This window comes from Pantoea sp. Tr-811, assembly GCF_011752535.1.
In the GTDB taxonomy this organism is placed as follows: Bacteria; Pseudomonadota; Gammaproteobacteria; order Pseudomonadales; family Pseudomonadaceae; genus Aquipseudomonas.
The window spans coordinates 23,394-42,339 of sequence record NZ_VWXJ01000003.1 but is presented as its reverse complement, the minus strand read 5'-3'; the positions used below and the strand labels follow the sequence as shown (position 1 = coordinate 42,339).

The window sequence follows — 18,946 nt, the reverse complement described above, 5'->3', positions numbered from 1 at the left end:
GTTTCGATATCGAGGCATGCGCCAAGGGGCCGCGTGCGCAGGCAACATGAACACTGGCCCGAAACAAACGTAGGAGCGAGCGCAGCTCGCGAAGCGCCGCGCGGGCGGCGCTCGATCTCACAGGCGCCAAACATCCCAAACCGTACCTACCGCCCCGGCACCAATGTCAACCGCTGGCTACCATAAGCCCGGGCAAAATTCTGCGGCTGCAACGGCAAGCTCATGAAGCCCCCCTTGAACCAGGCATCCAGCCCGTCGCTGTAATGCCCGCTGGCTGGGTTGCCCGACTGGCCGGAGCTGGTCAGCACCTGCAGCGGCTCGGCCTGGCCGAAATCGACGATCATCCGCGCCGAGGCCGGCAGGCGGGTGTCGAAGTCGCTGCCCCAGGCATACGGGGTCAGGGCCAGAGTGGTGAAGTCGCCACCGGCAGCCATCGGCGAATGGCTCAGTGCATCGCCCAGGCCATGGTAGGCCGGTGCCGGCCAGCGGTACTGGTGCAGCTTGCCCCACTGCCAGGCGCGCATGTCACCGCCCAACTGCGCGGTGCCGGCATCCACGGCGGCAGCCAGGCTGCGGGCGAGGATGGCGGGCTTGTCTTCCTTCTGCGGCGTGGTGCGGTCATCCCAGAACGGGCTGTCCTCGCGGCCGAGCAGGTGGTCGGCCTGGGCCGAGTACGACAACCGGGCATTGCTGACGAAGGCCTGCCAGGCCGGGCTGGACTCGGGGCCCAGTTCGTCAAGGAAGGTTTGTTTGGCAAAGGCCTGGAGGAACAGCTCGTACAGCGCCGCATCCGCCGACACCGGGCTCAGGCGGCCATCGAAGGCCTTGAGCCGGGCCAGGGCGTCACGCGCCTTGTCGCGCTGGCCGGCGGGCAGCGCATCGATGGCCTGCTTGAGCGGCTGGGCCATGCCCGGGGCGTCGAACATTTGCTTGAGCTTGCCGGCCAGCAGGGTCACCTGGTCATTTTGCAGGGCCATCAGGCTGCGGCTGTCGTGGCGGCCGTTGCCGGCCAGCTGGCCCAGGCGTTCGGCACGCTCGGGGTAGTACCAGGTGTTGGACAGCTGCATGCCATAACCGCGTGGCAGGCTGCGCTGGTTGGCGTGGCCGATCCAACCCGAGGGCGGGTCCTGGTCATAGGGGTGCAGCATCGCATCGGCGAAACCGTCCCAGTCGTAGCGCCCGTCCCAGCCCGGCGAGGGCAGCAGGCCCTGGCCTTCACGGCGGTTGGGGTAGCGGCCGCTGACCTGCCAGCCGATGTGCTCGGGTTCGGCGAACACGAAGTTCAACGCGGCGGCGCCAATTTCGCGGGTGGTGTCGAAGGCTCGCTCCACATTTTGCGCACGGGTCAGGTCGAATAGCGCGTCCAGGCTGCGGTCACCCTTGAGTTGCGGCAGGTTCAGGGCCAGGCCAAGGCTGGGGTTGCCGGGCTGGGGCAGCAACGTGCCATGGCGGGTGTCGTACATCACCTCGCGCAGCGGGCGCTGGCCGCGCACGAAGAAGGTTTCGCTGCGCGCGCGCGCCGCTTGCCACTTGCCATCGGCCAGGTAGCTGACTTGGCTGCCGCTGTGGCGCAGTTGTTCCAGGTACAGGTCCTGGTTGTCGGCCATCACCGCGCTGCTGCTCCAGGCCAGTTTGCCGTTGTAGCCGGCCAGCACGATGGGCAGGCCCGGCAGCGACAGGCCGGCAACCTGATACTTGCCGGTGTGGATCTGCACCGGGCTCAGGGCCCAGGCGGCGCGGCTGTCGCTGGCCAGCAGGCTTTTGCCGCTGCGGCTGCGCTGTGGGCCCAGGGCCAGGTTGGCCGAGCCCGGGCTGCCGAGCAGGTCCAGGTCGGCAAGCTTCTGGCTGGCGGCGGCCAGGGCGGCCAGGCCCGGCAGTTGGCTGCTCAGGTTCAGGCCCTTGAGCTTTTCAGCTTCGCCTTCGGCCAGCGGTTCGTCTGGCGCGCCGGGCAGCAGCCAGGCGAGTTTGTCGCTGCCGGCTTTCTGCGCCAGGGTCAGGGCGCTGAGTTCTTCCTGCAGGTTTACCGACTGGCTGAAGGCATACAGGCTGAAGATCAGCGCCGAGTCCTCGGGCTTCCAGTATTCCGGGCGGTAGCCACTGCTGGCGAGGTCGGCGGGCAGTTTGTCGCGGTAGCGGAACAGGTAGGCGTTGACCCCACGGGCATACACCTCGAAAAAGCGCTTGAGCCGTGGCGAGGCGTCGGCGTACTGCTGGGCGGCGGTTTGCTTGAGGTTGGCGGCGCGCATCAGCCGGTCGATGTCCAGCGCTTCGCTGCCGGCCAGCTCCGCCAGGCGGCCCTGGGCGAGCAGGCGCATGGCGAGCATCTGCTCGATGCGGTCGCCCGCATGCACGTAGCCGAGGCTGAACAGGGCGTCGTGGAAGCTGCTGCTTTCGATCAGCGGCGCACCCATGGCATTGCGCCGCACCGACACGTTCTGCGCCAGGCCCTTGAGCGGCTGCACGCCGGTGGTCGGCGGCACGCTGTCCTGGTAACCGCCCATCTGGCAGCCGGCGAGCCCGAGCATGCCGAGCAACGTGGCGGCGGCGGTGGCGAACCGCGGGCGGAAGGGAGGAAGGACGGGGGCGGCCATGACAGGGGCTCCTGCGAGATGTGGCGGGGTTGGAAGGCGGTAAAGGTAGCATGCCGGTGTGGGGGGCGGCGTGCTTGGCGTGAGGGTTGTGTGAGGCGCAAATCGAGCGCCGCCTGCGCGGCGTATCGCAGGCAAGTCGGGTCGCCGCACCGCTGCTCCTACAGCGAAACAGATGTAGGAGCGAGCGCAGCTCGCGATGCGCCGCACGCGCGGCGCTCGATCTTCCAGGCGCTACAGGGCGCCCTCAGGCACCGTGGCACTTCTTGAATTTCTTCTCGCTGCCGCACGGGCATGGGTCGTTGCGGCCAACGTCCTTCAGGGCGTTGCGCACCGGCTCCTGGTGGCCGTGGTTGCAGTGCGGGCCGTGCACATGGCCGTGGTCGTGATCGTGGTGGTGATCGTGACCGTGGTTGCAGTCAGGGCCATGAACATGGGGTTGTTGGGTCATTGCAGGGTTACTCCGGTATGAAATCGCCGGGGATTATCTCACCACTGCGCGACAAGTGCAGGTCCCGATGGATGAGCAGCCCGGTTTCCAGCTCGCCCTGCAGCCGGTACTGCAGCGGTTGCCCACTCTTGAGCAGCTTGGCCAGCGGCTTGAGGTGCTGCCACAGGTTGGTCCGGGCGGTGACCTTGAAGGTGCGCCGGGCATGCCCGCCGACACTGCGCCAGACGCTGACCTCGTCCTCGGCCAGGCGCAGGTCGTTGAGCCACAGGGTGTAGTTCAGGCTGCGGATGAACAGGCGGCTGTCGTTGGGGTTGTCGATGCGCAGGTGCAGCACGAACTCCTGTTGCAGCAGGCGCGCCTTGACCGTTTCGATTTCTACCAGGTGCACCTGGGGCTCGCGCCAGTCGTCGCTGCCCCAGCTCGCGCAGCCCGCCAGCAGTGCCAGCAAAGCGCTGAGCAGGAGCAGGCGGGGGGCGCTTGGCATGTTCAGTTACCGACGTAGCTGGCGCAGCATTTCTTGAACTTCTGCCCGCTGGCGCAGGGGCAGGGGTCGTTGCGGCCGGCCTTGAGCCCTACGGTGGGGTCGATGAAGTACCAGCGCTGGCCGTGCTGGACGAACGCCGAGCGCTCGCGGTGCCGGTGGTCGCCTTCCTGGTCGTGCCAGCGTGCGGTGAAGGTGACGAACGCATGTTCGGGCTGGCCGCCGAGCACCTCGGCGCCTTCCACTTCAAGGCCGAGCCAGGTGCTTTGCGCGCTCCAGGCCGCCATGGCGGCGCGGTCCAGGCCTGGCTGCTGGGCGGGCAGGGTGGTGGCCACCAGGTAGTCGACCAGGCCCAGCACATAGGCGCTGTAGCGCGAGCGCATCAGCGTTTGCGCGTCTGGCGCCGGGGTGCCGGCGTGGTAGTGCCCGCAGCAGGCGTCGAGCAGGTTGCCGCTGCCACAAGGGCAGACCGAGACACTCATCATCACCACCAATACTTGCCAAAGTTTTCAGGGTTGGCCCAGAACCTGGCGTTGAGCCAGTCCGGGACTTGCTTGTAGTCATGTAGATCATAGGTGAACAGGCTCAACACCTGCTCGTCGCGGCGGAATTTCTCGCTGGCCGACAGGGCCAGGGCGAAGAAGTCGGTGTCCTGCCAGCCGCTGGCCGCCAAGTCGGCCAGCACCGCGACACGGCTGGCATTGAGGTTGCGGATGCCACCGAGCAATTCGAGGCCACTGCGCTTGGGCAGGTGCTCCAGGCAATCGACCAGCAACGCCAGGTCGAAGCGCTGGGCCGCCAACGCTGGCGGGAGCGGCCCTGGCTCGCAGGTTTCGAGGGTGGCCTGGGGGTGCGCCTGGGCAAAGGCCTCCAGGGCGGGAAAACGGGTGCCTACCAGCAACAGGCGTTGCGGGGCGAAGCGGTCGAGCAGGGCCGCCAGGGCCTGCTGCGGGGTGCGTTGGGAAAAACCGTCGGTCATTGCCAGTCCTCGTTCAGGTCTTCCAAGACTAGCGGGCCGGCGCGCGCGGGCAAAGGGGCATGTGGCCCCGTCATGGCTTATCGCTGGCAGGGATGGATGGCGCGGTCTTTACTCCCTCAGATCGGCCTTATGCCGATTCCCCCTAGGAGACGCAACGAAATGAGCATAGTTCGCACAGCAATCCCCCTGGTACTGCTCACCAGCGTGTTGACTGGATGTGCAGGTTTGCAAAAAACCGACTGGCCGAAGTGTGCGGCCGTCGGGGGCGTCGGCGGCGCCGCGTTGGGTGCCATCGAGAGCTCCAGCTGGGCCGGCTGGGGCGCGCTGCTGGGCGGTGGCCTGGCGGCGGGCTACTGCTGGGCCCATGGCGATGGCGACGACGACGGCGACGGCGTGTTGAACAGCCGCGACAAGTGCCCGGGCACGCCACACGGGGTGAAAGTCGATGCCACCGGCTGCCCGCTGCCACCCCCACCACCGGTGGTGGAGGAAGTGGTGGTGCAGAAGGAAGAAGTGATCGTCATCCGTGACGTGCACTTCGAGTTCAACTCCGCCCGCCTGACCGGCACCGACAAGCAGCGCCTGAGCACCGTGGCCACGCGCCTGAAACAGGAAGCGCCCAGCGCGCGCCTGACGGTCACTGGCCACACCGACAGCGTCGGCTCCGACCACTACAACCAGAAACTGTCCGAGCGCCGCGCCCATTCGGTCACCGACTACCTGATCGAGAGCGGCGTGCCGCGTGCCAGCTTCGTTTCGGTGGTAGGTGCCGGGGAAACCCAGCCGGTGGCCGACAACGCCACGGCCGAGGGGCGCGCCATGAACCGTCGCACGGAGATCAAGATTCAGCGCTGACGATGTACGCCCGCGCCTTGAGAAGTGGCGCGGGCGCGTCTTTACTCCAGCGAGCCGTTCATGGCCGCGGACAAAGGAGCATTCATGATGAGTGTGATGTCGAAGGCAGCGTTGCCGTTGCTGGTGGCAGCTAGCCTGCTTACAGGTTGCGCCACCCACAGCGATGGCAGTGCGCCGCTTAATCAAAGGACCTGGCCCCTGTGCAGCCTGATCGGCGGCGTGGTCGGTGGTGGCCTTGGCGCCATCGAGAGTTCCAGCTGGGCTGCAGGCGGCGGTGCCCTGGGCCTGATCGCCGGTGGCCTGATCTGCTACGCCCACGACGGCGACGAGGATGGCGACGGCGTGTTCGACCGCCGCGACCGCTGCCCCGACACCCCCGCCAACACCCCGGTCGACCACATGGGTTGCCCGTTGCCCAACTACCCGCCGTCCCAACCTGCCCCCGAACCTGAAGCCAAGGCCGAGGTCATCAGCCTCGACGACCAGGGTCAGGTGATGTTCGCCTTCAACTCCGCCGACCTCAGCATGCCCGCCCAGCAGCGCCTGCAAAGCCTGTTGCCGCGCCTCAATGAGCTGGGCGTGAACAAGATCAAGGTGGTGGGCCACACCGACAGCGTAGGCTCCGATGCCTACAACCAGAAACTCTCCGAACGCCGCGCCGCCAGTGTCGCCGAGTACCTGATCAGCCAGGGCCTGGCGCCGCAGAAGGTGACCAGCGAAGGCCGTGGCAAGAGCGAACCGGTGGCCGACAACGACACCGAGGAAGGCCGGGCCCACAACCGACGGGTGGACCTGCACCTGAACTGACCTGCGCTGGCGTGTTCTGCGCCAGGCAGGTACTGTTGGCGCGCGGCCCACGGGCGTGGGCCGCGTGGTCACAACAATAAAGCAGTAGGGGCGGGGTTATGAAGGTGATCCTGGGCCTGGGCAAGGTCCTGACTGTGGCTTTCTGGGGCGTGGCGCTGTTCAACCTGCTGATGCCACAGCCATTGCCGTTCAACCTGTTGCTCAATGCCATCGGCGCCTTCCTGCTCGGCCTGCACCTGCTTGAAGTGCTGTTTTTCAATGGCAGCCTGCGTGGGCGCAGCCACCGCTGGTTCGACCGTTTGCAGATCCTGCTCACGGGTATCTTTCATGTCATGTCCATTCCGCGTCCGCAGGAGGCGCCCCGCCGTGCGTAAATTGATGTTGATGGCGGCATTGGCCGCTCCGCTGGCCCAGGCCCAGAGCCTGGAGGTGGCCAGCCATTCCATGCTGCGCCTGCCCAACAAGTCGGCCAGCGTGCACCTGGAGCAACTGCGCGTGGCCGACTCAGCCACCTTGCTGTTGCCGGCTTCGCTCGCTGAATTGAAGATCGACCACCTGGAACTGGGCCGCGACGCGCGTATCGCCATTGCCCCTTCGGACACGCCGCTGCGCATCGAGGCGCGCGCTGCCACATTGGCCGAGGGCAGTGAGTTCAGCGCCCCGGGCGCCCCTGGCAGCTATGAGCGCCCGGCACGCTCGGGCCGCAGCCTGGAGCTTCGGTTCGTTGAAGTGGAGGCCGAGCGCCTGGCCATCGACGCCCGCGGTGGTGCGGGTGCGCCTGGCTATGTGGGCCTCGACGGTGCCAACGGCCAGGCCGGGGGCTGCACCTGGGGCCAGGCCAGCCGCGGCGCCAATGGTGATGACGGTGGCAATGGCCACGATGGTGCGCCCGGTGGGCGGATTCGCCTGAGCGTGCCGCAAGGTTTTCCGCAGGAGCGCATCGCTGTGCGCCTGGATGGCGGGGCGCCGGGCAAGGCCGGGGCTGCGGGCAAGGCCGGCAAAGGTGGGGCGAGCAAAGGGTGCCTGGTTTATCGTACCGATGCCGGGGCCAATGGCAGGCCGGGGCAGGCGGGGCAACCGGGGCTGGCAGGGGCCGAGGGGGAGTTGATTCTGCAGCGCTTGTGAGTTCCTGGCTTTGGAGGTGTGGGGGCTGTGAGATCGAGCGCCGCGCGGGCGGCGCTCGATCTCACTGGCGCCAAAAATCCCCCGCCTTACCCCTCACACCACCAACCGCGAACTGGCCACCGCCACCACCGCCAACCCCAGGAGCAAATTCACCCCCACCATCCGTCGGATCCGCCCCAGCACCGCCGCACCCGTCGGCCAATCCTCGGCCTGCACCGCCGCCTTCAGCTCCGGCAGCAACAACGCCTGGATGCGCATGAACAGGGCAAACATGGCGATCCCGCCGCCGATCATCACATGCACGTACTTGGGCGCTGTCTCGAAGCCGCTGAAGCGCAGGTGCAACATGCCGATACCACTTATCGCCAGAATCGCCACCGCCAGCCAGACCCAGACGAAAAAGCGTCGGAAAACTTCCACCCACAGGCGCAGGCGGGCAGGCCCTTCAAGGGCTGCAACCGTTGCCGGCCGTAGCACCAGCCAGGCGAAGAACATGCCGCCGACCCAAACCAGGGCGGCAACAACATGCAGTGTGTAGGGCAGGGCAAAGGCAAGCATCCGGATCTCCATGCGGCACAAAGGGCAATAGCGGGGTATGATAGCCGCCCCATGCGAAACACTGAAAATATATCCAGCCCTCCGGGCGCCTGCAGACCATGATCAGCAACGAACTCAAAGCCACCATCCAGGGCGCCTATTCGCGTTTTCTCGAAGCCAAGAGCCTCAAGCCACGCTATGGCCAGCGCCTGATGATCGCCGAAGTGGCCAAGGTGCTGGGCGACATCGCCTGCGACGACGAAGGCCGCCGTGCCGGTGAGCCTGCCGTGGTGGCGGTGGAGGCGGGCACCGGTACCGGCAAGACGGTCGCCTACAGCCTGGCCGCCATTCCGGCCGCCAAGGCGGCTGGCAAGCGCCTGGTGATCGCCACCGCGACCGTGGCCCTGCAGGAACAGATCGTGTTCAAGGACCTGCCCGACCTGATGCGCAACAGCGGCCTGAACTTCAGCTTCGCCCTGGCCAAGGGCCGTGGCCGCTACCTGTGCCTGTCCAAGCTCGACATCCTGCTGCAGGAAGGCCATGCCCAGTCGGCCACCGCCCAGCTGTTCGAGGAAGAAGGCTTCCGTATCGAAGTCGACGAGCGCAGCCAGAAGCTGTTCAACAGCATGATCGAGAAGCTGGCCGGCAACCGCTGGGACGGTGACCGAGACAGCTGGTCCGAGGCCATCGAGGACCAGGACTGGGCGCGCCTGACCACCGACCACAGCCAGTGCACCGGCCGCCATTGCCCGAACTTCCAGCAGTGCGTGTTCTACAAGGCCCGCGAAGGCATGGGCAAGGTCGACGTGATCGTCACCAACCACGACATGGTCCTGGCCGACCTGGCCCTGGGCGGCGGCGCGGTGCTGCCCGACCCGCGCGACACGGTGTACGTGTTCGACGAAGGCCACCACCTGCCGGACAAGGCCATCGGCCACTTCGCCCACTATTCGCGCCTGCGCTCCACCGCCGACTGGCTGGAGCAGACGGCCAAGAACCTGACCAAGCTGCTGGCCCAGCACCCGTTGCCGGGCGACCTGGGCAAGTACATCGAGCAGGTGCCGGAGCTGGCCCGGGAAGTGCGTACCCAGCAGCAGTTCATGTTCACCCTGTGCGAACAGATTGCAGATTTTCGCCCCACCGAGGACACCGAAGGCCGCGAACGCCCGCGCTACCGCTTCGAAGGCGGCGTGGTGCCCGAGCAAATCCGCGAGGTGGGCATCGAGCTGAAAAAGGGCTTCGCCCGCCTCAACGACCTGTTCACCCGCCTGGCCGACCTGCTCAAGGAAGGCATGGACGGCGAGGTCAATATCGGCATCGCCAGCCACCAGGCCGAAGAGTGGTACCCGCTGTTCGGCAGCCTGGTCACCCGTGCCCAGGGCAACTGGGAGCTGTGGACCGCCTTCACCGCCGAAGACCCGCAAGACAGCCCGCCCATGGCGCGCTGGCTGACCCTGGCCGAAAGCGGCGCGCTGTTCGACATCGAGGTCAATGCCAGCCCCATCCTCGCCGCCGAGATGCTGCGCCGCAGCCTGTGGAGCGTGGCCCATGGCGCCCTGGTCACCTCGGCAACGCTCACCGCATTGGGCAAGTTCGACCGCTTCCGCATGCGCTCGGGTTTACCGCGTGATGCCGTGACCTGCGTGGTGCCAAGCCCGTTCGTGCACGGCGACGCCGGCTTGCTGCGAGTGCCCGACCTCAAGGCCGACCCCCGCGATGCGGCGGCGCACACGGCCGCGATCATCCGCGAGCTGCCGAACATCGTCGAGGACGCCCGCGGCGCGTTGGTGCTGTTCTCCTCGCGCAAGCAGATGCAGGATGTGTTCGATGGCCTGGACCGGGACTGGCGCAAGCTGGTGCTGATCCAGGGCAACCTGTCCAAGCAGGAAACGCTGAACAAGCACAAGGCGCGCGTCGATGACGGCCAGCACAGCGTACTGTTCGGCCTGGCCAGCTTCGCCGAGGGTGTCGACCTGCCGGGTGCCTATTGCGAGCACGTGGTCATCGCCAAGATTCCCTTCTCGGTTCCCGACGACCCGGTCGAGGCGGCGTTGGCGGAATGGATCGAGGCCCGTGGCGGCAACCCGTTCATGGAAATTGCCGTGCCCGACGCTTCGCTGAAGCTGATCCAGGCCTGTGGCCGGCTGCTGCGTACCGAACAGGACCGCGGCGTCATCACCTTGCTGGACCGGCGCCTGGTCACGCAGCGCTACGGCAAGGCTATCCTCAATGCGCTGCCGCCATTTCGGCGGGAGATTTCCTGACGGCCGGAGCATGATGCGCCGGCCCGTTGTCCACTACTCAGTCGCGGGCTCATGAGGGTCCGGAAGGAGAACCCCAGCCCTATGATCCGCCGCACCCTGCCCGCCGTAATCACCCTGTTGTTCTGCTCGCCACTGCTGGCCGGGCAACAGACGCTGTTCAGTTTCGTGCGCCCGGCATCGGTGGTTGCAGTGGCCACCGAAGGCACCGGCATGCCCCAGTACAACGCCGAGCAGACAGCCGAGGGCGAGGTGCTGCGGCGGGTGGTGTTCAACCCTGTGGAACGGCCCACCCTGCGCCTGAGCCCACAGGGCGGGGCGGGGGCGTGGGATTGGTCCGCCGGGCAGTTTCTGACCTTGCGCATGCAAAGTGCCCAGGACTGGGCCTTGACCGTCGACGTCACGGTGCAAGGCAGCGACGGGCGCACCCTCACCAGCCGCATCGACCTGCCGGCCGGCCCTGCGCAAACCGTGATGGTGCCGCTCAAGGCCCGCTCGCCGCTGAGCCAGGGCATGCGGGCTGGCCCACCGATGCCGTGGGCCTACGAGGGGCAGCGGGTGTTGTTGACCAGCAGCGTGGGTGAAGTGGACCTCAAGCAGGTGGCCTCGGTCAGCTTGAGCATTCCCAGCCCGAAAGCCGCGCAGAACCTGTTGATCGAGAAGGTCGGCCTGCAGGATGACGACCAGGCCTACCAGGCCGCCTACCGCGAGCTGATCGACGGCTATGGCCAGTCCACCCGCGGGCACTGGCCTGAAAAAATCGCCAGCGACGAACAACTCAAGGCCGCCGACAACCGCGAACAGCAGCAGCTCAAGGGCTGGCTGGCCGAGCGCCAGAAGTTGCAACTGGACAGCTACGGTGGCGTGGTGGTTGGGCAGCCGTTCGCCGCCAAGGGTTTTTTCCGCACCGAAAAGCGTGACGGGCACTGGTTCCTGGTCACCCCCGAAGGCCATCCGTTCTTCTCGCTGGGGGTCAACGCCGTGGCTGATGACGGCGGGCGCACCTACATCGAGGGCCGCGAGGCCATGTTCAAAGCCCTGCCAGGCGCAGCCGATGGCCTGTCGGCCTTCTACGGCGAGGGCAACAACGACGACGGCAACGCCTCCTCGCAAGGCCGCGGGTTCAAGAAAGGGCGCTGGTTCGACTTCTACGCTGCCAATATCCAGCGTACCTATGGTCAACCTTGCCCGCCCGCCGTGCAAGGCCAGGCCGCAGCACCGTGCCCGGCACCGGCGCTGGATGCCGAGCGCTGGCAGGCCCACGCCCTGGACCGCCTGCAGGGCTGGGGTTTCAACACCCTGGGCAACTGGAGCGACCCGGCCCTGGCCCAGGCCAAGCGCATGCCCTACACCCTGCCGCTGTCGATCGTCGGCGACTATGCCAGCATCAGCACGGGCATGGACTGGTGGGGGCGCATGCCCGACCCGTTCGACCCGCGTTTCGCCATGGCCACCGAGCGCGCCGTGGCCATCGCGGCGCGCGACCACCGCGACGACCCGTGGCTGATCGGCTATTTCGCCGACAACGAGTTGGCCTGGGCCGCCCCCGGCAACGACCCCAAGGCCCGCTACGGCCTGGCCTACGGCACCCTGCGCCTGACCACCGACGTGCCGGCCAAGCGCGCCTTCCTCAAGCAGCTGCGTGACAAGTACCGCAACCAGGAGGGGCTGTCCAAGGCCTGGGGTATCGAGCTGCCGGCCTGGGAATTGATGGAAGACCCGGGCTTCGAGGCGCCGCTGCCTAACCCGGAGCACCCGGAAATCGAACGGGACTATCAATATTTCCAGCAGGTGTTCGCCGAAACCTACTTCAAGACCATTGCCGATGCACTGAAGTGGCATGCGCCCAACCACCTGCTGCTGGGTGGGCGCTATGCCGTGAGCACGCCGGAAGCGGTCAAGGCCTGCGCCGAGTTCTGCGATGTGCTGAGTTTCAACTTCTATACCCTCAAGCCCGAGGACGGTTACGACTTCGCCCGCCTGGCCGAGCTGGACAAGCCGGTGCTGGTGTCCGAATTCCAGTTCGGTTCCCGCGACCGTGGGCCATTCTGGCCGGGGCCGCTGGAGGTGGCGCATGAAGAAGACCGCGGGCCGGCCTATGGCAATTTCCTCAAGGCGGCGCTGGCGCAACCGATGATCGTCGGCGCGCACTGGTTCCAGTACCTCGACCAACCGGCCAGCGGGCGCCTGCTCGATGGGGAGAACGGCCACCTGGGCTTGGTGGCGATCACCGATGTGCCGTACCCAGGGTTCGTCGAGGCCGTGCGCAAGGGCAACCTGCAAGCCATTGGTCAGTTGCGCAGCCAACTGGAAAAAAGCAAGCCTTGAGCGCGGCAAGCTCCCTGTGCAAGCGGCCTCACTCGCGAACAGGCCGCAAGATCCCTCCACAGAGGGGGATTTTCATCGCGACCACACAGCTATAGCCAGTTTGCAAAACCGCCAACTACTGAAACAATGCACGCCTTTGTCAGCCAGGCAGTACGGAGAACAGGCGGGTGCAGATCCAGGGTCACTATGAGCTGAAGTTCGAAGCCGTGCGCGAAGCGTTCGCGGCGTTGTTCGACGATCCCCAGGAGCGTGGCGCGGCGCTGTGCATCCAGGTTGGCGGCGAAACCGTCGTCGACCTCTGGGCCGGCAGCGCCGACAAGGACGGCCAGCAGGCCTGGCACAGCGATACCATCGCCAACCTGTTCTCCTGCACCAAAACCTTCACGGCAGTCACCGCGCTGCAGCTGGTGGGCGAGGGCAAGCTGGCCCTGGATGCCCCGGTGGCGCGCTACTGGCCTGAATTCGAGCAGGCCGGCAAGGGCAGCATTACCCTGCGCCAGTTGCTCAGCCACCGCGCAGGCCTGCCGGCCATTCGCGAGCTGCTGCCCGCAGAAGCCCTGTACGACTGGCAGGCCATGGTTGCTGCGCTGGCCGCCGAAACGCCCTGGTGGGCGCCCGGTACTGAGCATGGCTATGCCGCCATCACCTACGGCTGGCTGATTGGCGAGCTGATCCGCCGCGCCGATGGCCGTGGCCCTGGCGAGTCGATCGTGGCGCGCACCGCGCGGCCGCTGGGGTTGGACTTCCACGTGGGCCTGGCCGATGAGGAATTCTACCGCGTTGCCCATATCGCCCGTGGCAAGGGCAACCCTGGCGATGCCGCCGCCCAGCGCTTGCTGCAGGTGACCATGCGCGAGCCTGAAGCGCTGTCGACCCGCGCCTTCACCAACCCGCCAGCGATCCTTACCAGCACCAACAAACCTGAATGGCGGCGCATGCAGCAGCCAGCGGCCAATGGCCACGGCAATGCCCGCAGCCTTGCAGGTTTTTACGCCGGCCTGCTCGACGGCAGCCTGCTCGAATCGGAACTGCTCGACGAGCTGACCCGCGAGCACAGCCTTGGCCAAGACCGCACCTTGCTGACCCAGACCCGTTTCGGCCTGGGCTGCATGCTCGACCAGCCTGCTGTCGCCAACGCCACCTTCGGCCTGGGCGCCCGTGCCTTCGGCCACCCAGGTGCTGGCGGTTCGGTGGGGTTCGCCGACCCGGAGCACGACGTGGCCTTCGGCTTCGTGGTCAACACCCTCGGCCCCTACGTGCTGATGGACCCCCGCGCCCAGCAGCTGGTGCGTGTACTGGGCACTTGCCTTTGATCGGGTAATGCGGGTATTACGCGACCCCTTTGACTATCCTCAATGCCAACGCCAGAAGTGCGTTGGCAAAATATCTTTCTAATTCATGGTGTATCGCTGATGTCTTCACATAAAACCTTAGCTCTTGCCCTTTGCCTGGCCGCCATGACCGGTTGCGCCAGCCATTCCCAGGACGCCTCCCAGGACAGTAGCAGCAGCTGGTGGCCCTTCGGTTCGGACAAAGTGGCCGACCAGGAAGTGAAGGCCGCTGTCACCGAGAACGTGGCCAAGGCCGATGCCAAGTCCGAGAGCGCCAGCCACTGGTGGTGGCCGTTCGGCAGTGATGAGCAGGCGGCCAAAGGGCCGGTCGTACCGAAGATCGACGAGAAGGCCACCCAGGCCTGGCTCGACCAGTACGAGCCCAAGCTGCGTGAAGCCGTCAAGGACAGCAAGCTGGAACTTGAACGCCGCGAAAACGTGCTGGTGGTGATCATTCCGGTCGACAGCTCGTACAACCCAGACCGCCCGAACATGCTGCTGCCGATGACCCTGGCACCGATCACTCGCGTGGCCAAGGCCGTCGAGGGTGACTCGAAAACCGCCGTACTGGTACTCGGCCATGCCGACAGCAGCGGCGTTGCGGCGGCCAACCAGAAACTGAGCCTGGAGCGCGCCGCCTCGGTGTCGGCCATTTTCCGCCTGAGCGGCCTGCAGCGTGACCGCCTGTCGCTCAAGGGCATGGGCTCGGAAATGCCACGTGCCGCCAACGACAGCGCCGAAGGCCGCGCCCTGAACCGCCGTGTGGAAATGCTGCTGACGCCGCAGAACACCATGCTCGCCCTGCTGGCCAAGTACCAGAAGGCTGTGCCTGTGCAAGCCCCGGCCGCAATGGTGGCGGTACAGGATGCCAAGCCCGTCGCCAAGCCCGCTGAAACCAAGAAACCAGCCGCCAAGGCTGCCGCCAAGCCTGTGGCCAAGAAAGCCGCGGCCAAGCCTGCTGCCAAGAAAAAGGCTGCGCCAGCCAAGCCCGCGGCCAAGAAAGCGGCGGCCACCGACAAGAAAGTAGCCGCCAACAGCCCTGCGAAGACCAACTGATCGTCAAGGAAACGCAGCCATGACCCAATCCCTGGCCGATATGCGCCGCGACTACACCCGTGATGGCCTGGCCGAGGCCCAGGCCCCGGGTGAGCCGTTTGCGCTGTTTCACCAGTGGTTCGCCGATGCGGTGAAAACCGAGCAACCCCCGGTGGAGGCCAATGCCCTGACCCTCGCCACCGTCGATGGCGAGGGCCGCCCGCATTGCCGCGTGCTGCTGCTCAAGGGCCTCGATGCACGCGGTTTCACCTTCTTCACCAACTACGACAGCGCCAAGGGCCAGCAACTGCTGGCCAACCCGTTCGCGGCGATGACCTTCTTCTGGCCGGCGCTGGAGCGCCAGGTACGGATCGAGGGGCGGGTGGAGAAAGTCACGGCCCAGGAGTCGGATGACTACTACCAGGTGCGCCCGCTGGGCAGCCGCCTGGGAGCCTGGGCTTCGCCGCAAAGCCGGGTGATTGCCAACCGCGAGGAGCTTGAAGGCCTGGTCAAGGCCACCGAGGCCCGCTTCGCCGATACCCAGCCGCACTGCCCGGAGCATTGGGGCGGCTACCGCCTGCTGCCTGAGCGCATCGAGTTCTGGCAAGGCCGCGCCAGCCGCCTGCATGACCGCCTGAACTACCGCCTGGTCGAGGGCCAGTGGGCCCGCGAGCGCCTGGCGCCGTAACCTCCCAAGGGGCTGCCTGGCAGCCCCTTTTTCATGCAAACGCCGCAACTTCTCGCACAACGATGAAGTAATCGGTGGCTATGCTTGGTCTGACGCTGTAATGCCCGTTTACCAGCCCATCGAGGCTGTACAAGGGCTGAATGGAAATAAATATATTGCGTCAGCGCCGTGACAGCGGTCATTGGGCGGCGTCTAATGGACACCTGTTTTCTGGAGATTGTACCCATGCGTAAATCCGCTTTGCTGGTGGCAACTTTTACCGCCATGTCGTTGCTGCTGGGGGGCTGTGCCTCCAGCCTGACCGGCGACAGCTACTCCCGTGATGAAGCCCGTCGCGTGCAGACCGTGCGCATGGGGACCATCGAATCCCTGCGCCCAGTCAAGATCGAAGGCACCAAGACCCCAATCGGCGGTGGTGCTGGCGCTATCGTCGGTGGGGTGGCCGGTAGTGCCGTGGGCGGTGGCCGTGGCAGCCTGGTGGCCGCTGTGATCGGCGCCGTGGCCGGTGGCCTGGCGGGTTCGGCTGCCGAGGAAGGCATCACCCGTACCCAGGGCGTGGAAATTACCGTGCGTGAGGATGACGGCAGCATGCGCGCCTATGTGCAGGCGGTGCAGCAGAATGAAATCTTCCGCGTTGGCGACCGTGTTCGCATCATGACCGTTGACGGTACCAGCCGCGTTTCGCACTGATTGCCGCGGTAAAACAAAACCCCGAACAGGTTTGGCCTGTTCGGGGTTTTTTGTTGGCCTGGGCCAGCTGGGTTTACGCCAGCCTGGTAGGAGCGAGCGCAGCTCGCGATGGGGGCGCGCAGCGGCCCCGGGTTTTCAGCTTCGCGGCACAGAATGCCGGGGCTGCTTTGCAGCCCATCGCGAGCTGTGCTCGCTCCTACCGGGCCACGTCGTCAGCGCGGCCTCGTTAAAGGCCGAGCATGTCGCGGGCCACGGCCTCGGCAATGCGAATGCCGTCAACACCGGCCGAGAGAATCCCCCCGGCATACCCTGCGCCTTCACCGGCCGGGAACAATCCTTTCATGTTCAGGCTCTGGAAGTCTGCGCCACGGGTAATGCGCAGCGGCGACGAGGTGCGTGTTTCGATCCCGGTCAACACCGCGTCATGCAGGTTGTAGCCCTTGATCTGCCGGTCGAACGCCGGCAGCGCCTCGCGGATGGCCTCGATGGCGAAGGCCGGCAGGCTCGGCGCCAGGTCACCCAGGGTGACCCCCGGCTTGTACGAAGGCTCGACGCTGCCCAGGGCGGTGGAGGGCTTGCCGGCGACGAAGTCGCCCACCAGCTGGGCCGGTGCCTGGTAGTTGCTGCCGCCCATCACGTAGGCATGGGCCTCCAGGCGCTCCTGCAACTCGATACCGGCCAGCGGGCCACCTGGGTAGTCACGCTCAGGGTCGATACCTACCACGATGCCGGAGTTGGCATTGCGCTCGTTACGCGAATACTGGCTCATGCCGTTGGTCACGACCCGGCCCGGTTCGCTGGTGGCGGCAACCACGGTGCCGCCTGGGCACATGCAGAAGCTGTACACCGAGCGGCCGTTCTTGGCGTGGTACACCAGCTTGTAGTCGGCTGCGCCCAGCTTCGGGTGGCCGGCGTACTTGCCCAGGCGTGCCTTGTCGATCAGCGTTTGCGGGTGCTCGATACGGAAGCCGACCGAGAACGGCTTGGCTTCCATGTACACGCCCTTGGCATGCAGCATGCGGAAGGTGTCGCGGGCGCTGTGGCCCAGGGCCAGCACCACATGGCGCGAATGCAGCTGTTCGCCGCTTTCCAGGACCACGCCGGTCAGTTGGCCGTCTTCGCACAGCAGGTCGGTAACCTTTTCCTGGAAGCGCACTTCGGCGCCCAGGGCGATCATGTCCTGGCGCATCTGCTCGACCATGCCGGTCAGGCGGAAGGTGCCGATGTGCGGCTTGTTGATGTACAGGATCTCGTCCGGCGCACCGGCCTTGACGAACTCTTCCAGGACCTTGCGGCCATGGTGGTTCGGGTCCTTGATCTGGCTGTACAGCTTGCCGTCGGAGAAGGTGCCGGCGCCGCCTTCGCCGAACTGAACGTTGGACTCGGGGTTGAGCACGCTTTTACGCCACAGGCCCCAGGTGTCCTTGGTGCGCTGGCGCACTTCCTTGCCACGTTCGAGGATGATCGGCTTGAAGCCCATCTGGGCCAGCAGCAGCCCTGCGAAAATGCCGCAGGGGCCAAAGCCCACGACGATCGGGCGCTCCTTGAGCTCGGCAGGGGCTTGGCCTACGAACTTGTAGGTAACGTCCGGGGCCAGGCCGATATTGTGGTCGTCGGCGAACCTTTGCAGCAGTTCGGCTTCGTTGCTGGCGTGCAGGTCGATGGTGTAGATGAACAGCAGTTCGCTGTTCTTCTTGCGCGCATCGTAGCTGCGCTTGAACAGGTTGAAGCTGAGCAGTTGCTCGTCGCGGATGCCCAGGCGCTGAACGATGGCTTCACGCAGCGCTTCGTCGGGATGGTCCAGGGGCAGCTTCAGTTCGGTGATTCGTAGCATGGCAGGGTCCAGTATCCCGGCCATGGGCGGCCGGCGGCTTTACACAAACCGCCAAGTATAAGCTGTTAGCCGCCCGGACTGGCAGGATAAAAGCGCCCGGCGATCAGTTGTCGCGGGCACCGCCGTAGTAGCCGCAGCCCTGCACGGTCTTGCCGTCGATACGCAGTTCGGCGCGCAGGTGGCGCACGGCACCGGTGGTGCTATCGACACAGCGCTGCGGGGCTACCCACAGTTCCACGTGCTCGCCGTTCGCTTCACTGGTGAGGGTCAGGCCGCCGCCGGGCACTTCTTCTTCGAGGAACGGCAGGGGCAGCGGTTCCTTGCCGGCGCGGTTGAGGACCATGCCCTTGCCGCTGGCCTTCACGTCCCAGTCCGGCCCGTGGCCGTTGGCTCGCAGGGTCAGCTGCTTGAAGTTGGGGTCGTCGCAGGCGTGGGTGGACGGCTCCAGGCGGTACAGGCGGCTGAGCTCCAGCTGGCCGTCGTTGTCGGCCTGCTTGGCGCCGGTGAGGCGGCCGCGCACGTCGGCGAACAGCTTGGCATTGGCGTCCTTGGCCAGGCTAGCCGACTCCTGCAGGATGCCGGTGCCGGCGGCGTCATTGATCACGAAGCGGCGTGCTTCGCTGCAGGGCTTGAACAACAGGCGCCCGCCATTGGCGCTCAGCTCGCCCTGCATGCGCGTGGTGCCGATGTTCGGGTCACGGGGTTGCTCGGCCAGCAATTGGCAGCCGGCGAACAAGGGCAGCAGGGCGCTGAGCAGCAGGGTGGGGGTGAGGCGCATGGGGCGGGCTCCGGGGAATCTTTGGCAAAGAGCTGGCCACGTTACGCAGGCTGGCGGCGGATCTCAAGTTAATGGTTGCCTGTGCAGGCCTCTTCGCGGGGCAAGCCCGCTCCTACAGGCTAAGGTGATCCCTGTAGGAGATCACCCAGCCCTGCGGGCTGCGCTGTCGCGCAGGGAA

The 18,946-nt window shown here is 66.2% G+C and carries 18 protein-coding genes; 10 read left to right on the top strand and 8 right to left on the bottom strand.

Annotation, left to right across the window (positions count from 1 at the left end):
- Positions 1 to 146 precede the first annotated feature (146 nt).
- The 5 genes from F3J44_RS05170 to F3J44_RS05150 all read right to left on the bottom strand — a co-directional run bounded on the left by F3J44_RS05170 (position 147) and on the right by F3J44_RS05150 (position 4,499).
- Positions 147 to 2,591, bottom strand: coding sequence for a penicillin acylase family protein (locus F3J44_RS05170; RefSeq protein ID WP_167270967.1), 2,445 nt, complete (start codon positions 2,589 to 2,591; stop codon positions 147 to 149).
- Between the two features lie 244 nt (positions 2,592 to 2,835).
- Positions 2,836 to 3,039 (bottom strand): SEC-C metal-binding domain-containing protein, encoded by a 204-nt coding sequence (locus tag F3J44_RS05165; RefSeq protein ID WP_012313055.1) that lies wholly within the window; start codon positions 3,037 to 3,039, stop codon positions 2,836 to 2,838.
- A gap of 7 nt (positions 3,040 to 3,046) precedes the next feature.
- Positions 3,047 to 3,523 (bottom strand): LEA type 2 family protein, encoded by a 477-nt coding sequence (locus F3J44_RS05160; protein ID WP_167270966.1) that lies wholly within the window; start codon positions 3,521 to 3,523, stop codon positions 3,047 to 3,049.
- A gap of 2 nt (positions 3,524 to 3,525) precedes the next feature.
- Entirely contained in the window at positions 3,526 to 4,002 is a 477-nt protein-coding gene (locus F3J44_RS05155) for a YchJ family protein (protein ID WP_167270964.1), read from the bottom strand.
- A 2-nt stretch (positions 4,003 to 4,004) separates the two neighbouring features.
- On the bottom strand, positions 4,005 to 4,499 hold the full coding sequence (locus F3J44_RS05150; RefSeq protein WP_167070547.1) for a DUF6231 family protein: 495 nt from the start codon (positions 4,497 to 4,499) through the stop codon (positions 4,005 to 4,007).
- A gap of 159 nt (positions 4,500 to 4,658) precedes the next feature.
- Between F3J44_RS05150 and F3J44_RS05145 the strand changes: the two genes are divergently transcribed.
- The 4 genes from F3J44_RS05145 (at position 4,659) to F3J44_RS05130 (ending at position 7,286) form a co-directional block, all read left to right on the top strand.
- Positions 4,659 to 5,354, top strand: coding sequence for an OmpA family protein (locus F3J44_RS05145; RefSeq protein ID WP_167070549.1), 696 nt, complete (start codon positions 4,659 to 4,661; stop codon positions 5,352 to 5,354).
- A gap of 60 nt (positions 5,355 to 5,414) precedes the next feature.
- A complete protein-coding gene (locus F3J44_RS30215) occupies positions 5,415 to 6,161 on the top strand; it encodes an OmpA family protein (RefSeq protein ID WP_205299702.1) in 747 nt (248 codons plus the stop codon).
- Positions 6,162 to 6,259: 98 nt separating this feature from the next.
- Positions 6,260 to 6,535 carry a DUF1145 domain-containing protein gene (locus F3J44_RS05135; protein WP_167070553.1) on the top strand — a complete coding sequence of 92 codons (276 nt, stop codon included), beginning with the start codon at positions 6,260 to 6,262 and terminating at the stop codon, positions 6,533 to 6,535.
- Positions 6,528 to 7,286 carry a collagen-like protein gene (locus tag F3J44_RS05130; RefSeq protein ID WP_167270960.1) on the top strand — a complete coding sequence of 253 codons (759 nt, stop codon included), beginning with the start codon at positions 6,528 to 6,530 and terminating at the stop codon, positions 7,284 to 7,286. Before F3J44_RS05135 ends, F3J44_RS05130 begins: the two co-directional genes overlap by 8 nt.
- Before the next feature lie 93 nt (positions 7,287 to 7,379).
- Here the strand turns inward: F3J44_RS05130 and F3J44_RS05125 are convergent, their stop codons facing one another.
- The gene (locus F3J44_RS05125; protein ID WP_167070557.1) at positions 7,380 to 7,844 is read right to left on the bottom strand and encodes a CopD family protein; all 465 of its coding nucleotides are present in this window, start codon (positions 7,842 to 7,844) and stop codon (positions 7,380 to 7,382) included.
- Positions 7,845 to 7,942: 98 nt separating this feature from the next.
- On the opposite strand from F3J44_RS05125, the gene dinG reads away from it, so the two are divergent.
- The 6 genes from dinG (at position 7,943) to F3J44_RS05095 (ending at position 16,156) form a co-directional block, all read left to right on the top strand.
- Positions 7,943 to 10,087, top strand: a complete 2,145-nt coding sequence (gene dinG, locus F3J44_RS05120; RefSeq protein WP_167070559.1) for an ATP-dependent DNA helicase DinG — start codon at positions 7,943 to 7,945, stop codon at positions 10,085 to 10,087.
- A gap of 81 nt (positions 10,088 to 10,168) precedes the next feature.
- Complete coding sequence (locus F3J44_RS05115) at positions 10,169 to 12,412, top strand: beta-galactosidase (protein ID WP_167270958.1); 2,244 nt, start codon at positions 10,169 to 10,171, stop codon at positions 12,410 to 12,412.
- 167 nt (positions 12,413 to 12,579) lie between these two features.
- Positions 12,580 to 13,725 carry a serine hydrolase domain-containing protein gene (locus tag F3J44_RS05110; RefSeq protein WP_167070563.1) on the top strand — a complete coding sequence of 382 codons (1,146 nt, stop codon included), beginning with the start codon at positions 12,580 to 12,582 and terminating at the stop codon, positions 13,723 to 13,725.
- Between the two features lie 99 nt (positions 13,726 to 13,824).
- On the top strand, positions 13,825 to 14,799 hold the full coding sequence (locus F3J44_RS05105) for an OmpA family protein (protein ID WP_167270956.1): 975 nt from the start codon (positions 13,825 to 13,827) through the stop codon (positions 14,797 to 14,799).
- A 19-nt stretch (positions 14,800 to 14,818) separates the two neighbouring features.
- Entirely contained in the window at positions 14,819 to 15,466 is a 648-nt protein-coding gene (gene pdxH, locus F3J44_RS05100; protein WP_167270954.1) for a pyridoxamine 5'-phosphate oxidase, read from the top strand.
- 225 nt (positions 15,467 to 15,691) lie between these two features.
- Complete coding sequence (locus F3J44_RS05095) at positions 15,692 to 16,156, top strand: glycine zipper 2TM domain-containing protein (RefSeq protein WP_167070569.1); 465 nt, start codon at positions 15,692 to 15,694, stop codon at positions 16,154 to 16,156.
- Between the two features lie 226 nt (positions 16,157 to 16,382).
- On the opposite strand, the gene F3J44_RS05090 is transcribed toward F3J44_RS05095, so the two are convergent.
- Positions 16,383 to 17,990, bottom strand: a complete 1,608-nt coding sequence (locus tag F3J44_RS05090; RefSeq protein ID WP_167270952.1) for an NAD(P)/FAD-dependent oxidoreductase — start codon at positions 17,988 to 17,990, stop codon at positions 16,383 to 16,385.
- 103 nt (positions 17,991 to 18,093) lie between these two features.
- The gene (locus F3J44_RS05085; RefSeq protein ID WP_167070571.1) at positions 18,094 to 18,768 is read right to left on the bottom strand and encodes a COG3650 family protein; all 675 of its coding nucleotides are present in this window, start codon (positions 18,766 to 18,768) and stop codon (positions 18,094 to 18,096) included.
- Positions 18,769 to 18,946 lie beyond the last annotated feature (178 nt).